This is a genomic window from Nocardia sp. CC227C (genome assembly GCF_030767025.1).
Lineage (GTDB): Bacteria > Actinomycetota > Actinomycetes > Mycobacteriales > Mycobacteriaceae > Nocardia.
This window is the reverse complement of sequence record NZ_JASITE010000001.1, coordinates 80846-96799: the sequence shown is the minus strand read 5'-3', so window position 1 is coordinate 96799 and position 15954 is coordinate 80846. Positions and strand designations below refer to the sequence as shown.

The window sequence follows — 15954 nt, the reverse complement described above, 5'->3', positions numbered from 1 at the left end:
TCCGCACCACCATTCGATGAGGAGAATCCCGTGAAACGCACCGCGCCCTTCCTGGGCCTGGTGTTCGCCACCGCCGTCGCAGTCAGCAGCTGCGGCCTCGGCGGCACCACCGCCACCGAGGCCACGACCACCGCACAGGTCCCCGAACTGCGACCCGACCAGCAGGTGTCGATCGTGTTCGAGTCCTACAACTACGGCCTGGCCGGGGCGTGGACCGACACCTTCAACGAACTGATCTCGGAGTTCGGCGAAAAGCACCCCAATATCAAGGTCACCGCGCAGAAGCCGCAGGGCAACAGCCCCAACCCGGCCACCGACACCATCTCCAGCATCCAGAACCAGATGGTGGCGGGCACCACTCCCGATGTGGCCCAATTGGGTTTCAGCGACCTGGATTTCACCATCAACCAGTTGCAGGCCAAACCGCTCGACGTGCTGTTCGGCGCGGACGAGGTGCAGCGCAACTTCGACGGCCGCATACCGTACGCCGACCGCGCCCGCACCCTCGACGACTGGGACGGCCACACCTACGGCGTGCCGTTCGTGTTCTCCACGCCGGTGCTGTACTACAACGCGACACTGTTCACCGAGGCCGGTCTCGACCCGGCCGACCCTCCGGCCACCTGGGCGGAGGTGGCCGACGCGGCACAGGCCATCAGCACGAAGACCGGCAAGGGCGGCGTCTACATCGACTGCCTCACCAAGACGTCGAAGGACTGGTGCTTCCAGGCGCTGGTGCGCTCCAACGGCGGCCGCGTCATCTCCGAGGACCGCCGCACCCTCACCTACGCCGACGCCCCCGCCGTCGAGGTCACCCGGATGGCACAGGATCTGGTGAACTCCGGCGGTATGCCCAAGCTCGCGCAGAAGCAGGGCTACGAGGGTTTCGCCCGCGGTGAGATCGGCATGATCCTGGAGACCAGCGCCGTGCAGGGTGTCTTCGTCAAGGGCGCGAAGGACAAGTGGGATCTGCGCTCGACCACCATGCCGCGCTTCGGTGACAAACCGACCGTGCCCACCAATTCCGGTGCGGGCCTGCACATTCTGTCCAACGACCCGGCCAAGCAGCGGGCGGCCTGGGAGTTGATCAAGTTCCTCACCAGTGAGGAGTCGTATGTGAAGATCTCGCGGAACATCGGCTATCTGCCGCTGCGCACCGGACTCATGGACGAGCCCGGCTCGCTGGGCGCGTGGGCGGCGGCCAACCCGCTGCTGGCCCCCAATGTGGCGCAGCTGGCGGCCATGGAGCCGTGGGTGCCCATGCCGGGCGACAACTATCTGCAGATCCGCGACGGCATGATGGACGCCGTCGAGGCGATCGTCTACCAGGGCGCGGATCCACAGTCCACGCTGACCGCCGCCCGCACCGAGGGCTCGAAACTCCTTCCGGCCGCATGAGCTCCCCTCAGATGCGGGACCTGACCGTCGTCCAGCTCACCGACACCCACATCCGTCCCGCCGGTGAACGCCTCTACGACGCGGTGGACACCTACGAGAATCTGCACCACGTGCTGGATCGGCTGCGGGCCTCCGGGCCCGTCGACGCGCTGGTGCTGTCCGGCGACCTCACCGACAACGGGTCGCCGGAGGGCTATCGGCGGCTGCGGGAGGCGGTGGAGCCCGCGGCGGCCGAGCTGGGCGCGGAGGTGGTGTACGCCATGGGCAACCACGACGAACGCACCGCGTTCGGGGTCGAACTGCTGGGTCGCGCACCGGAAGCGGTGGCGCAGGACGTGCCGCACGATCAGGTGGTCGAGGTGGCGGGCCTGCGCATCATCGCGCTGGACAGCACCACGCCGCGACGGCATACGGGCAGGCTGGAACTCGACCAGCTGGCCTGGCTGACCGACCAGCTGCGGCGGCCCGCGCCCCGCGGCACCCTGCTGGTCCTGCACCATCCGCCGCTGCGCTCGGCCATCCCGGCGGCCGAACTGCTCGGCCTCGGGCAGATCGAACTGCTGGAGGCGGCGGTGGCGGACAGCGATGTGCGGATGATCCTGAGCGGGCACAACCATATGACCGCGGCGGGCAGCCTGGCCGGTATCCCGGTGTGGGTGGGTCCGGCGCTGGCCTACCGCATCGACGCCATGGCCCCGATGGGCCGCCAGCGGGCGGTGAGCGGATTCGGCTACAGCCGTGTCGATGTGCTCGGTCCGTCCTTCGTGGTGAGCGCGGTGGAGGCCACGCCCGCCCCGGAGCTCTACAACCGGGCCGAGGGCGACATGCTGGAGTATCTGCGGTCCATCGACCAGCGTGGCGATCACGCGGGAACCCGGTGAGCGGTGTTCGTCGTCGCTGAACGAGCTGAACGACCGGCGGCGTCGCGGCCCACAGTGGCCGCGGCGCCGCCGCCGCGTCGCCCCGTTGTCCGGCGGATCGTGCGGGGGCTGGCCCCGTACCTGTATCTCGCGCCCGCGCTGTCCCTGCTGTTCGTGTGGACCTATCAGCCACTGGCCCAGGCGTTCCAGCTGTCCACCTACTCGTGGAACCTGCTGCCCAGTTCACCGATGCGGTCGGTCGGCACCGCCAATTACGAACGGCTGCTGGACCTTCCGGCGTTCTGGGACTCCCTGGGCCGGACGGCGGCGCTCATCGTCGGCATGCTGCCCTTCACCGTGGTGCTGCCGGTGCTCATCGCGCTGGCGAGCCGTCGGGTGCGCGGGCGGTCCCGCACCGTCTATCACGCGCTGGTTTTCGCGCCGTTCCTGGTCGCGCCGGTGGCCGCCGCGGCGGTGTGGCGCTGGCTGCTGCATCCCGGCAGCGGGTTCGTGGACCAGGTGCTGGGCACCCACCGCAACTGGGCCTACGACGCCGCCACCGCCCACGCCGTGATCATCGGCATCACCGGTTGGCAGCTGCTCGGCTTCGCGGTGCTGGTGGTGTGGGCCGGATTGGCCGGTATCAGCGGGGATTACGACGAGGCGGCTCGGGTGGACGGCGCGAGTCCGGGGCAGATCCGGCGCTGGATCACCCTGCCGCTGCTGTCGCCCACGCTCATGTTCCTGGTGCTCACCACCGTGTTGCTCAGTCCCACCCTGACATTCCCGCTCATCGACTCGATGACCCAGGGCGGTCCCGCGCAGGCCACCACCAATATCTACTACCTGCTCTGGGACTACGCCTTCCACAGCTTCGACGCCGGGCTCAGCGCGGCGGCGGGGGTGCTGCTGTTCCTCGGCTTCGGCGTACTCGCCGGAATCCTGGTCTGGATCTCGGAAAAGGTTGCTTTCCATGACGATTGACCGCATGCGGACCCTCGGCAGCCATCTGCTGCTGGCGGCCGTCTCGCTGCTGTGCGTCTTCCCCATCTACTGGCTGTTCGCGACGGCGCTGCGCCGTCCCGAGGACATCACCTCGCTGTCCCCCATCCCTTGGCCGCTGTCGCTGGGCAACTACGCCGACGCCGCGCACAAGGTGGACATCACCGGCCTGATCGCCAACACCTTCTTCGTGGCGGTGCTCTCGGCGGCCGGACAGCTGCTCATCGCGCTGCTGGCGTCCTACGCCTTCGCCATGTACACGTTCCCGCTGCAACGGCTGCTGTACCTGGCCTTCGTCGGCACCTGGCTGGTCCCCTTCCAGGTGACCATGCTGCCCAACTACATCCTGCTCAACCGCCTGGGTCTGATCAATTCCCTGATCGGCGTGGTACTTCCGACGCTCTGCTCGGCGCTGGCGGTGCTGCTGCTGCGCCAGCACATGGCGGCCTTCCCCAAGGAACTCATCGCGGCCGCCAAGATCGACGGGCGCTCCTCCTGGTCGATCCTCTGGACCGTGGTCGTACCCAACCTGCGCCCGGCCCTGGCGGCGCTGGGCATCCTGCTGTTCATCAACGCCTGGAACGAATACTTCTGGCCCGCGGTCGTTCTCCGCCAATCCAACAGCGTGCTGCAACTGGGCCTGCGCAGCTTCATGGGCACCGAGGGCGACCAGTGGGGCCCCATGATGGCCGTGGCCAGCCTCGCCTGCCTGCCCGTCCTGCTGCTCTACCTGGTCCTGCAACGCCACATCGTGAACGCCTTCGTCCGCTCGGGTCTGAAGTAGCGCCACCGAATACGCCTGCGGCCCACCACGGATCATTCCGTGGTGGGCCGCTCGATCGTTGTCAGGACGGGCACAGCAGCCACGCCGTGCCCGTATCGTTGCGGGCTTCGAGTGTGGTCATGATTCCTCCCTCGGACGCGGCACGTACCGGGAGCAGACGGCGGGCAGCCGCAGTCCGGCGGTGCGCAACTGGGCGACACGGGTGAGATGGGCGGCGCCGACCATCATCTGGTGCGCCATATCGGCGACATAGCGGTTCTCGGGTGCGGCGAGATAGGTGCCGGCGGCCCAGCGGTTGAATCCGCCCATGGCGGGGCCGCACCAGATCTGGTAGTCGGCGGCGCGATCGGCCTCCCCGCGAATGCTCCAACCCGACGACAGACCCAGATACCACCGGAAGACCAGGGCCATCCGGGCTTTCGGATCGCCGGCGGCGCGGGTGAGCTGGCCGGGATCGCGTTCGGTGAAATACTCCACGCACTCGCGCCACACCTGGTCCAGGGGCCGCCGGAACAGCGTGGTCTCCAGATCCCGCCGTACCGCCGCGGGCAGGGCGTCGATGCCGTCGTGAGCCCGGTACAGGTCGTAGAGGCGCTGCGCGCGGGTGGCGAACATGGTGCCGCGCCGCAGCACCTGCACCTGCACCCCCAGTTCGAACATGTCCGAGGACGGGGCCATGACGCAGTCCGCGAACTCCGCCGCGGCGAGCAGCCGTTTGGTGTCCCGGCACTGATTCGCCTCGCGGGCGGCCTGATTGATGGAGCCGGTGACGATATAGGCCGCGCCCATGGCGAAGGCCGCGGCGGCGGCATCGGGGGTGCCGATGCCGCCCGCCGCGCCGATCCGGACCTCGGCGGCGGCCGCGACCGTGCGCGCGACCCGGTCGCGGGCCGCCACGAGTTCGGGCAGCAGCACCACCAGCGGCCTGCGATCGGTGTGTCCGCCCGAATCCGCTTCGGCGGTGATGTCGTCGGCCAACGGGATCTGCTCGGCCAGCCGGGCCTGCTCCGCGGTGAGCACACCGCCCTCGACCAGCGGGCGCAGCAGCCGAGCCGGAGCCGGACGCAGGAACAGTTCCGCCACCTCGACCCGGGAGACCTTGGCGATCAACCGGTTGCGGCTATCGATGCGGCCCTCCCGGTTCACCGACAGCCCGGCGGCACGGTAGCGCACCACCTCGGGGGTGAGGTCCATGAAGGCCGACGCCTCCACACAACGCACGCCGTGCCGCAGGCAGGAGTCGATGATCGCCCGCTCCAACGCCGGCTCCGACGGACTGTGAATCAGGTTGCAGGCGAAGGGTTTGTCGCCCAGCCGCCGCGACAGCTCCGCCAGCGCGGCCTCGACCGCGGCGGGCGGTACGCCCGCCGCCCCGTAGGAGGCGAGGTACCCGGCCTCGGCCATGGCCGCGACCAGCGCCGGGGAGGCGATGCCATTGGCCATGGCACCCGCCGCGTAGGCCGCGCGCACTCCGTGCGCGGCCCGGAAACCGCTGTCCCCGAGCTGTTCCGGTGGCAGCGGCCCGACGGCTGCGAGCACCCGCGCGCGGGCCGCCGTCGCCTCGTGGGCGGTGCCGGCCACCCGGCCCTCGTGCCGGATGATCCAGCAGGGACGGTCCGGGTCGAGCAGCAGCGCGTTGATCTCCTCGGCCGTTTCGGCCACGGCCGGGTATCCGAGTGTCGTCACGGTCGGGCCTTTCGGTCGACGAGTTCGATGGCGAGGTCGGCGAGTTCGTAGATGCGCAGGCCGGGCTTCCAGAGCGAGCCGTCCACGGTGACGGTCACCCGCCCGGGCTCCCGCCGCACCGATTTGATGTGCGCCTCGAGTTCGACGGTGCCGTCGGTGGGCAGGAACTGGCCGCGATAGCGCCAGCCGAACGCGGTATCGGCGGGGATGCGGAAGGCGGGATCGCCCATGTCCGAGGCGAATCCGGCGTCGATCATCCACTCCTGCACCGCGTGGATCACCGATTCCACGCCCAGTGACCCCGGAATCACCGGATCGAGGTGGAAGTGGCGGGCGAAGAACCAGTCCGAGGGGTCGATCTCCCGCAGCGATCGCAGGTACCCCGCGCCGTGCTCGCCGCCGCCGTCCACCACTTCCACGCGGTCGACGAGGGCCAGCGTGCGGCGGGCGCACAGGCGGGCGGCCGGATCGGCGCGGCGGGCCGCCACGTCGATCACCCGGGTGCGCGCCTCGGGATGCCGTGCCAGCCAGGTGGGTACGAAACGTCCGGCGTCCAAGCCGGTCTGATTGGCCAGGGCCTCGTCGCTAAAGTAGCCGAACATGGTTTCGCCCCGATAGAACGGCGCACCGTCCACGCTGAGCGTGTAATCGAAGGTCTGTAGCGAGGATCCGGGCAGGATGGTGGTGGACAGCAGCCGCGAGGACTGCACGATGGTGCGATCGCGCAGGTCGACCTGCCGCAGCACGGTGGCGGTACCGCCGAGGTTGCGCAGGCTGAGCGTGGTGCCGGGCTGGGTCAGCGTCGGTCCCGCGTAGTAGCCCATGAGCAGCGCCGCCTGTAGGGAGGTCTCCATGTACACGAAATGCGGCATGGATTCGTTGGCGGTGTCCGCGTAGTACCAGGAGTCGGCCGGGGAATCGTATTCGGTGGTGTAGGAGGCGCTGTCGAGCTGTCCGCGCGCGCCGTCGAAGGTGAGCACCCGGTCCACCAGCAGCAGCCCGCCGGTCGGCAGCCGGGTCGCCCGTACGCCCGTGTACGCCTCGAATTCCGGTCCCATGGCGATGCCCTGATCCCCGCGGGCCAGGTGGGCCAGGTGGAATTCGTTGAGCAGCGGCCCGCGCACCGCCGCGCCGGGACCGACATCCGCTCCGGCCGCCTCGATCACCATGGTGGTGACCTCGAGCGCGGCGTCCCGGAACTCCGCCCGCGCCCGCACGAACGGCCGCGGCACCAGATCCAGTGCCTCGACCACCAACTCGAGCGCGCCGGAGGCGACCACCGGCGTCCCGACCACCCCGGTGCTGAGGGTGCTCCCGGACAGGCACAGCGGCATCCCGGTGAACAGGGCGAACAACTCGGCCGCCTGGGTGGCCGCCGCGCCCGTATCCCCGTCGAAACGCGCGACGACCCGACCGTTCCCGGCCCCGCCGTACAGCTCGATGGCGGTGATCTCGGTCAGCACGAGCGCACCGTGACCGGCGAGCCGCGCCGCCGAGTCCACCCCGGCCCGCCGGTAGGACGCCCCGAACACCTCGGCGACCTCACCGCGCGCCAGCGTCTCCAGAGCCGCGCGGTCCAACCGGGTGCGCCCGCTCCGGGCGAGCGGCTTGAACGCCCCTTCGTGCGCGGTGACCCGGCGGCTGCCGTTCGTCGTACCGGTGCCCGCACCCGCCATCTCGACCCGCTCGCTTCCGTGGTTCAGCAGGGCCGGTGGCGTCGCGGCCGGTCGCGGTTCGCCGTTCGCATCGGGCGGTTCCGGCTGCCCCGCCCTCGAACCCACCCGCCGCCACAGCGCCCATTGCATGGCCGACTGTGCCGACAGCGCGGCGCGATGCGCGGCCACCACTCCGGCTCGAATCTCCGCCAGCGGGTTCGCGGCCGACGCGCCGGGCACATCGACGCGCGATTCCCGTCCCGCCGCCGCATGCGGCCGCTCGACCTCCGCACCCATGGCTGCGGGTTCCGCCCGCACCACGCCCGTCGGGTCGAAGGCGATTCCGTCGAATTCCAGCGCTGTCATGCCGTCCACCGCCTCACCGAGGTCCGGAACTTCTCCGTCAGATCGGGGGTCGTCACCACGGTGACGTCCGAGAACCGTTGCAGCACCGTGCCGTCCGCGCTCAGCGCGGTGGCGTCGATGCGGGCCTCCATGCGGGCGGCCCGGGGGTTGTCGACCCGGAGCAGGAAGGGCTCGCCGGGCGGGAGGGGTGCGTGATAGTCGATGCGGCCGACGCCGAGCGGGAGGCAGGCCGCGCCGAGCAGGCGGTGGCCCAGGACCGGCGGCCCCTGCAGCACGAGGTCCGCCGTGACCGGGTTGTGCAACCGGCCGGCGTATGCACCCAGGGCAACCGGCTCGGCGGGGAGGGCGCACTCGAACACGATCTCGGCGTCGCTCTCCGACCGAATCCGGCGCAGCCCCTGGAGCGCGGGGGCATGGAACTGCACCGCGTCGCGGTAGATCCGCTCGGCATCCGTGCCCGTGCCGTCCGGAATCCGCTGCCGGGCAGCTGGTTCCATTGCGTCACCGAACAGCAAGGTGGCCCGGAAGTGGGCGGTGGCGTCACCGGAGACGGTGGCGCGCACCGCATCGTGACCGTCGATCGGCCCGATCGGCTCGATCTCCAGTTCCAGCGCGGTCACCGGATGGTCGAAGACCAGTCCCTTGAGCACCTGGAAGTCGCGCACGCCCACCACCGTTCGTCCCGCTCCGGCGCGCTCGGCGAGATTGACCATCGCGCCCAGTCCGAAGGTCGCCGGGAGCACGATGTGCTCACCGATCCGGTGTGCGGCGATGACCGGCTCGTCGACGAGTCCGGCCAGCCCACGGCGGGCCCGAACCGGCGCGGTCTCGACCGCCCCCGCCGACAACGGTGTCGCCGCCCCGACGAGCAGCACCGGTTCCGGACGCCGCGCGGTGCTGAACTGCGCGGTGAACGCCGCCGCACCGGCCGCCGGATCCAGCAGCGGTATGCCCCGGCTCCGGAAGTGTTCGCGCAGTTCGGCGGTCACCATGCCGCCGTCCCACGCGCCCCAGTCCAGCGCCGTCACCCGGCGTTCCGGGTAGCGGCGGCCCCAGCTGACGGCGAAGCGGCTCAGCGCCTCGTTGGCCGCCGCGTAGTCCGCCTGACCGGTATTGCCGAACAGTCCGGCCACCGAGGTGAACAGCACCAGGTGCCGGGGCGCTGCGACGACGTCCAGCACCGCGGCGAGTCCGGCTAGCTTGGGCCGCAGCACCCGTTCGACGGATTCCGGCGTCTTGGCGGGCAGCAGGGAATCCGCGAGCACCCCGGCCCCGTGCACGACCCCGGTGATGGCGTCGCGCCACGGCAGCAGCGCCCAGCGCAGCGCTTCGGCATCGGTGGCGTCGACCGCCACGTAGTCGGCCCGCTCGCCGAGTTCGTCCAGCACGGACCGGATCTCGCGCACAGCACGCACTCCCGCGCAGTGCCGGTCGAGCTCACGCGGCGTCGCGCCGCTCCCGGCGAGTGCCCGCACCGCCGCGGCCTCGAGTTCCGCATCGGGCACGCCGTCCGCCCACTCCGGCTCCGCCGCCGGTTCGGTCCGGCCCAGCAGCACGAACCGGGCCGGGCATACGCGGGCCAGCGCCCGCACACAGATCGCCGTCACCCCGCGCGCACCACCGGTGACCAGCAGCACGTCGTCCTCGGTGAGGTCGTCGACCGCGAAGGCGGTGTCGGCGTGCACGATATCGCTGTCCCGCGCCGCCGCGTGCCGACTCGGCACCGGGGTGCGCCGCGTCCCCGCCGCGTCCACGCCGACCTCGACGGTGTCCCGCGCCGCATCGCACAGTTCCTCGAGCACGATCTCGGCCAACTGCCCCGGCAGTACCGCCGGATCGATGTCCAGTGCCCGGCAGAACAGCGACGGCTGCTCCGCGGCAAGGGTTTTCACCACGCCGCCGAGGCCGCCCAGCAGGGCCGCCACCGGCGCGGCGCCCACGAATCCGAGCTGCCCGTCGATCCGCGTGACGGTGACGAATCCGGCCCGGCCGCTCGCACCGCCCAGTCCGGGCAGCGCCCGTCCGGCCACCAGGATGCCGTCGCTCAGGACCCGTTGCGCCTGTTCCCATTCCGACGCCACCCCCGCGACCACCACGCACACATCCATCGGCGCACCGCCGAGGTCGGCGGCGCCGTCGGCACGGCGTACCTGCCAGCCCCGCTCGCGCAGTTCCTCCTCCACCGCCTCGCAATCGGTTTCGGCGGAGGGGTCCAGGCACACCACCGCGGCGCGCCCGGCCGTCCGATACGGATCCACGGCGAGATCCACCGGCGCGAGTTCGACGAGGTGCCGCGGCGTCCGAGCCGCGGCCTCAGCTTTTGGGTGGACATCACCCCCGGCCAGCTCCGCCACGATCTGATCGAGCGTGCGCAGCGTCCCCAACTGCTCGGGGCCGAGACTCGGCAGCGCCGGAAAGCGTTCCTGAAGCGCCCCGATCACCTGCACCCGCTTGATCGAATCCACACCCAGATCCGCCTCCAGATCCATGGCGGGATCGATCATTTCCACCGGGTAGCCGGTCTTCTCGGCCACGACCTCCAGCAGGGTCCGCCGGAGCGCGTCATCCGACGCCGCCTCGGAGACGGACGGTCCGTCCGCCGGGGCCACGATATCCGTATCGGGCTGTGCCCCGGTCGATCCCGCCAGCAGATCCGCGATCTGATCCAACGTCCGCAGCGTCCCCAACTGCTCGGGACCGAGACTCGGCAGCGCCGGAAAGCGTTCCTGAAGCGCCCCGATCACCTGCACCCGCTTGATCGAATCCACACCCAGATCCGCCTCCAGATCCATGGCCGGATCGACCATGTCCACCGGATAGCCGGTCTTCTCGGCCACCACGTCGCGCAGCGCCTGCCGCACGGCGTCGCTGGAGACGACCGAATCGGCCGCGGCGGCGACGGACGCGGATTCGATCCCCGGCGACGTGGACTCGGTATCGGCCCGATGCGACAAGTCCGCTCCGTTCCCGGTCGACCGCGATGCGGTATCGGCGGGCGGCGGCACGGTCGCCTCGTTGCCGGAGATCAGCGACCGCGGTGCGGTGTCTTCCGGTACACGCGTTGTGTGGCCCGGCGCGAACGACCGCATCGGCTCGGCGTCCACCGTGAAGGCCGTGGCGCGCGGCGGCACCGGCCCCCCACCCTCCAGTTCGGCCAGCTGCGCCAGCACCTCGCTGGCCCGGGAGTGGCTGTCGCTGATGGCCACGCCGTGCTCCTTCACGGCCTCGATGGCGCGCACGGTCAGATCGTCGAGCGCGCCGTCGCGCAGCGCTCCCGCGAGCCCGCGCGCCAGCTCGAGCTGGCCGTCCAGGTAGTGGCGGTGGGTGTGCAGATGTTGGGCGAGGGCGCTGTCCAGGGCGCTCGCGGGCTCTCGGTACTGCGGGTCCGCTGACACGTGGTTCTCCGATTGTCCGTTCGAGGGAATGATCGCGGGGGTGGGGGCCGAGGGGGCCGGTGCGGGAGCGTCCACGGTGACGCGGTAGCCGTCCGACAGGGCGGCGGCATAGGCGGCGCGACGGCTCTCCGGCACGTATTCGGGAGCCGACAGCGTCACCGCCATGGCGGGTTTCGAGGCGACCGCGGGTACGTCGGCGGCGAAACGATTGATGCCGCGAATGTCGAAGCCGAGCACGGCCAAGCGCACCGCCGCCCGCGTGAGCGCGAGGTCGCCGTTGCCGATGGGTCCGGAATCGGTCGCGATGGCGATCACCTCGTCGCCGTAGGTGCGCCGCACCAGCGAGGTCAGCACCTGCTTGGGACCGAACTCCACGAAGACGGTGCAGCCGTCGGCCCGCATGGCGGCCAGCGCGTCGGCGAACTCCACCGGATTGCTGAGCTGCGCGGTGAGCGTGGCCCGGTTGGCGTCTGCGTCGGCCCCGTACGACGCACCCCGGGTGTTGGCGTACACCGGAGCGTCCGGCGCACCGATCTCCACCTCCGCGACCGCCGCCCCGAACGCGGTCACCGCATGGCCGACATAGGGGGTGTGGAAGGCCCCCGATACCGGCAGATGCCGCAGCGCCCAGCCGTTCTCGGCACAGCGCTCGGTCACCGTCGCGATCCCGTCGGTGCCCCCGCCGACCACGATCTGGTCGGGGGCGTTGTGATTGCAGATCCACACGTCGTCGATGCCGTCGATGAGCGCCTCCACCGCGTCGCGGGCGGCGGCGATGGCGACCATGGTGCCCGCGTCCACCCCGTCGGCCACGGTCATGGCGGCACCGCGTGCCCGCGCCAGCCCGAAGAACCGCTCGGTGGTGATCGACCCGGCGGCCCACAGCGCGGTGAGCTCACCGAAGCTGTGTCCGAGATATCCGTCCGCCCGGAATCCGTACTCGGAGAGCACCCGATACTGGCCCGCCGACAGCGCCCCGATGGCGGGCTGCGCGAATTCGGTGCGGCGCAGGGTGTTCTCCTGCTCCTCGCGCGTGGACTCGTCGAAGGCGGGCGGCGGGAACACCACCGCGCCGAGCCGCACCGGCGCATCGGCGAATCCGGCGTTGGCGGTGTCGAAGGCCGCGCCGACGGGCGGATTGTTCAGCGCCGCATCGGCACCCATGTCGACGTACTGGCTGCCCTGACCGGCGAACAGCGCCCCCACCCTGCGGTCCGGCAGCGCCGCCGCCCGGAAGTACACGCCCTCCGGGTGATCCCAGTGCGCCGCGTCGGGATCGCGCACCAGTTCGTCCACCGCGAGCGACCGCAGATGCTCGGCGGAGTCGTCGTCGAGCGAGACGAATCCGATGCGGGCGTGGCTCTCCGGAATATCCCCGCCGTCACCGCCCGTGCTGCCGCGCACCGCGTCGATGAGCCCGGCCACGTCGGGCGCGTGCCAGAGGTGGGCGCGCGGCACCCGGTGCAGCACCGGCCCGCGCGTCGCGTCGGCTTCCTCCAGCACCAGGTGAAAGTTGGTGCCGCCGAAGCCCATGGCCGATGCGGCCGCACGCCGCACCGGCCGCCGGGGGTCGCGGATCCACGGCCGGGTGCGGCTGTTCACGTAGTACGGCGCGGTCGCCGCGTCGATCTCGGCATTGGGGGCGTCGACATTGATGGTGCCGGGCAGCACCTTCTGGTGCAGGGACAGCGCGAGTTTCATGACGCTCGCCGTGCCCGCCGCGCCCTTGGTGTGGCCGATCTGCGATTTCACACTGCCCAGCGCCGCGAACCGGGTTTCCGGACTCGCCTCGGACAGCAGCCCTTTCAGCGCGGTCAGCTCGGTCCTGTCGCCGACCGCGGTACCGGTGGCGTGCGCCTCGATGAGCTCGACATCGGCGGGCGAGCAGTCCGCGTCCGCGTAGGCGCGGTCCAGCGCCACCCGCTGCCCCTCCGCCCGCGGCGCGTAGATGCTCTTGGAACGCCCGTCACTGGAGGAGCCGAGACCACGGATGACCGCGTAGATCCGGTTGCCGTCGCGCCGGGCGTCGGCCAGGCGGCGCAGCGCCAGCATGGTGATGCCCTCACCCAGCAGGGTGCCGTCCGCCCCGGCGGCGAAGGGGCTGATCCGACCGCTCGGTGACAGCGCGCCGACCTTGGAGAAGCACAGGTAGATGAAGATGGTGTTCTCGGTGTCGACGCCGCCGGTGATCATCATGTCGGCCCGGCCGTCGCGCAGTTCCGCGATGGCGGTGCGGATGGCGGCCAGCGAGGCCGCGCAGGCGGCGTCCACCGTGCAGTTCATCCCGCCCAGGCCGAGGCGGTTGGCCACCCGCCCGGCGACCACATTGGCCAGCAGGCCCGGGAACGAATTCTCCTCCCAGGGCGCGAAAGCCGCGACGAAGCGGTCGGCGATGGCGTCGGCGTCGGCATCGGCGAGGCCCACCGAGCGCGCGGCCTCCTTCACTACCGGCGTGGACAGCCGCGCCGCCAGCGGGTGCATGAGCGGCACCGGCCCGGTGGTGCCGAGCACCACGCCGGTGCGGGACGGGTCGTACCACGGCGATCCGGTCGCGCCCGCGTCGGTGAGCAGATCCCGCGCCACCCCCAGACTGAGGGTCTGCATGGTGCTGGTCACCTCGAGCTGGTTGGGCGGCAGTCCGAACTCGAGCGGGTCGAAGTCGATATCGGGCAGGAAAGCGCCACGGCGCGAATAGGTTTTGTCCGGGGCATCCGGATCCGCGTCGTAGTAGTCGTCCAGGCTCCACCGCGACGGCGGCACCTCTTCGGTGCAGTCGACGCCGTCGATGATGTTCTGCCAGTACTCACGGTGGTTGCGTGCCTTGGGCAGCAGGCCCGACATCCCGACAATGGCGATCGGGTCGTGTGCCAGGCGTCTGTCGTCCGTCACGGTATTCCTCTCGAACCGGGGCGTATCCGTCACTCAGGCGGCGACGATGGAGGCGGTGCTCGAAGCGATGAGTTCGGCCGCACCGGCGGCGAACAGGCGGTGGCCCAGCGGGCTCGGATGCAGTCCGTCCTCGGTCCACACCTGCGGGCGCGCCCATTCGGCGTGGTCCGCGATCGGCAGCACCAGGGTGCCGGTCTCGGCGGCCACCCGCCGCAATGCGTCATTGGCGTAGGCGAAGCGTTCGCGCAGCAGTGCGCGGAAGTTCTCCGGAACCGGCAGGCGCGCCGGGATATCCGGGTAGTCGGCGGTGAACACCGTGGCCCCGCCGCGGGTCAGCGTGCCGAGGATCGCGGTCAGATTGTCCTCGAAGCGATCCGGATCGTAATCGCTGACCAGGTCGTTGACACCGACCACGACCCCGTACAGCGGCGCGTTGGACGCCACCGCCGACGGCAGCTGAGTGCGCACCACAGCGCCGGTGGTGGCCCCGTGCGTGCCCAGATTGCGAATCATGCCGGGGCGCAGTCCCAACTGCCCGCCCAGTCGCGCCACCCAGCCCCGGTACCCCCCGGACGCGGCCGGATCGCCACGTCCCTCCACGAAACTGTCCCCGACCGCGGTCAGGCTGGTCATAGCGCCGCCTCGGGCGTGTTGGTCACATGCCGCGCGTGCTCGGGGAACCCGACCTGCTCGTACAGTTCGGCCAGCTCCTGCTCGCCGAAGAACTTGTCCGGCGGGTACAGGCCCGCGATCAGGCCGAAGAACTTCTTCGAGTAGTCCGGGCTCATGCTGGCGGCGCGGAACACCGAGTCGTAGTAGGGGGTCAGCGTCAGCTCGGAGATGCTCTGGGTCAGTTCGTAGGTGCTGGCGCTCTGGGCGTCGCGCTCACGCTGGTACTCCGGCATGGTCTCCTCGAAAGGCCGGTCGCCGGCCAGGCTTTCGCCGGCCAGGTCGGCCAGCAGCTGCGCGTACTTGAAGGCATCGGTGATGCCCCAGCCGGTGAACGGGTCCTTGTGGTATCCGGCGTCGCCGACCAGCGCCCAGCCGGGTCCGTAGGACCGGCGGCGGTAGTTGTCCGGGTACAACATGGGGCGGAAGGGCTCCACGCGGCGGCCCGAATCCCGCAGGCGCGCACCGATCTCCGGGTCGACCTGCTCGACGATCTCCTGCACGCCAGCGTCCGGATCGGCGCGGAACTCCCGGAACCGGTCGCGCTTGCGCATGACCGCGACCAGTGACAGCTCGTCATTGGTGGGCCAGGCGGCGAACTGCTGCTCGCCGAATCCGGTGCGGTGGTGCATGCCCCAGTCCACGCCCTCGTAGTACGAGTAGTAGATGAAGCAGGCGGCCGGGGAGCCCTCGTAGACCGGTGCGCCGACCTCCTTGGCCACGATCGAGTTCGCGCCGTCCGCGCCGATCACCAGCGGAGCCCGGAACTCCCGCTCCGCACCGTCGCCCACCCGGCCGCGGATGCCGGCGACCCGGTCGCCGTCGCGCAGCAGTCCGGTGACCGTGAAGCCCTCGATCAGTTCGGCCCCGGCCGCACCGGCGGCGTCGACCAGGACCTTGTCCAGCACCGTGCGGCGCGGGCAGTACACGGCGTCGATGCCGTCGGCCGACGGATCGGCCATGCCGTTGATGACGATATCGGTGTAGGTGAAGTTCAGATGGCGGATGGGCGGGCAGCCGGTCGCGGTCACCCGATCCAGCAGGCCCCAGGTCTTCAGCAGGCTCAGCCCGGCCTGGTGCACGTAGTGGGTGGAGGGGGTGTCGCTGGGGAAGGTGGCCCGGTCCACGGCCAGCACCCGGAAGCCCTGGCGCGCCAGCAGCATGGCCAGTGGCGCACCCGCCACGCGAGTTCCGACAACAATGACGTCGTACATGATCGCATCACTTTCGGTGGTCGAATGTCGTATTCG

9 protein-coding genes are annotated in these 15954 nt (G+C 70.7%); 4 read left to right on the top strand and 5 right to left on the bottom strand.

The genetic code is table 11. From position 1 onward, the window contains the following. Positions 1-30 precede the first annotated feature (30 nt). The 4 genes from QMO76_RS00425 to QMO76_RS00410 are packed head-to-tail and all read left to right on the top strand — an operon-like array spanning position 31 to position 4044. Complete coding sequence (locus QMO76_RS00425) at positions 31-1398, top strand: ABC transporter substrate-binding protein (protein WP_306359106.1); 1368 nt, start codon at positions 31-33, stop codon at positions 1396-1398. Beyond that, positions 1395-2279 (top strand): metallophosphoesterase, encoded by an 885-nt coding sequence (locus QMO76_RS00420; RefSeq protein ID WP_306359105.1) that lies wholly within the window; start codon positions 1395-1397, stop codon positions 2277-2279. Before QMO76_RS00425 ends, QMO76_RS00420 begins: the two co-directional genes overlap by 4 nt. A 54-nt stretch (positions 2280-2333) precedes the next feature. Then, positions 2334-3242 (top strand): carbohydrate ABC transporter permease, encoded by a 909-nt coding sequence (locus tag QMO76_RS00415; protein ID WP_306359104.1) that lies wholly within the window; start codon positions 2334-2336, stop codon positions 3240-3242. Beyond that, the gene (locus QMO76_RS00410; RefSeq protein ID WP_306359103.1) at positions 3232-4044 is read left to right on the top strand and encodes a carbohydrate ABC transporter permease; all 813 of its coding nucleotides are present in this window, start codon (positions 3232-3234) and stop codon (positions 4042-4044) included. Before QMO76_RS00415 ends, QMO76_RS00410 begins: the two co-directional genes overlap by 11 nt. A 117-nt stretch (positions 4045-4161) precedes the next feature. On the opposite strand, the gene QMO76_RS00405 is transcribed toward QMO76_RS00410, so the two are convergent. The 5 genes from QMO76_RS00405 to QMO76_RS00385 are packed head-to-tail and all read right to left on the bottom strand — an operon-like array spanning position 4162 to position 15918. After that, complete coding sequence (locus QMO76_RS00405; RefSeq protein WP_306359102.1) at positions 4162-5730, bottom strand: PfaD family polyunsaturated fatty acid/polyketide biosynthesis protein; 1569 nt, start codon at positions 5728-5730, stop codon at positions 4162-4164. Then, positions 5727-7751 carry a beta-ketoacyl synthase gene (locus QMO76_RS00400; protein WP_306359101.1) on the bottom strand — a complete coding sequence of 675 codons (2025 nt, stop codon included), beginning with the start codon at positions 7749-7751 and terminating at the stop codon, positions 5727-5729. The genes QMO76_RS00405 and QMO76_RS00400 overlap by 4 nt, the downstream gene beginning before the upstream one ends. After that, positions 7748-14035 carry a polyketide synthase gene (locus tag QMO76_RS00395; RefSeq protein ID WP_306359100.1) on the bottom strand — a complete coding sequence of 2096 codons (6288 nt, stop codon included), beginning with the start codon at positions 14033-14035 and terminating at the stop codon, positions 7748-7750. The genes QMO76_RS00400 and QMO76_RS00395 overlap by 4 nt, the downstream gene beginning before the upstream one ends. Positions 14036-14068: 33 nt before the next feature. Next, positions 14069-14668 carry an SGNH/GDSL hydrolase family protein gene (locus QMO76_RS00390; RefSeq protein WP_306359099.1) on the bottom strand — a complete coding sequence of 200 codons (600 nt, stop codon included), beginning with the start codon at positions 14666-14668 and terminating at the stop codon, positions 14069-14071. Continuing rightward, positions 14665-15918, bottom strand: a complete 1254-nt coding sequence (locus tag QMO76_RS00385) for an NAD(P)/FAD-dependent oxidoreductase (RefSeq protein WP_306359098.1) — start codon at positions 15916-15918, stop codon at positions 14665-14667. The genes QMO76_RS00390 and QMO76_RS00385 overlap by 4 nt, the downstream gene beginning before the upstream one ends. Positions 15919-15954: the final 36 nt, after the last annotated feature.

Excerpts from the sequence above, each read along its gene's own strand:
- QMO76_RS00385 (WP_306359098.1), bottom strand. The coding sequence starts at position 15,918 with ATGTACGACGTCATTGTTGTCGGAACTCGCGTGGCGGGTGCGCCACTG.
- QMO76_RS00390 (WP_306359099.1), bottom strand. The coding sequence starts at position 14,668 with ATGACCAGCCTGACCGCGGTCGGGGACAGTTTCGTGGAGGGACGTGGC.
- QMO76_RS00420 (WP_306359105.1), top strand. The coding sequence starts at position 1,395 with ATGAGCTCCCCTCAGATGCGGGACCTGACCGTCGTCCAGCTCACCGAC.
- QMO76_RS00410 (WP_306359103.1), top strand. The coding sequence starts at position 3,232 with ATGACGATTGACCGCATGCGGACCCTCGGCAGCCATCTGCTGCTGGCG.
- QMO76_RS00400 (WP_306359101.1), bottom strand. The coding sequence starts at position 7,751 with ATGACAGCGCTGGAATTCGACGGAATCGCCTTCGACCCGACGGGCGTG.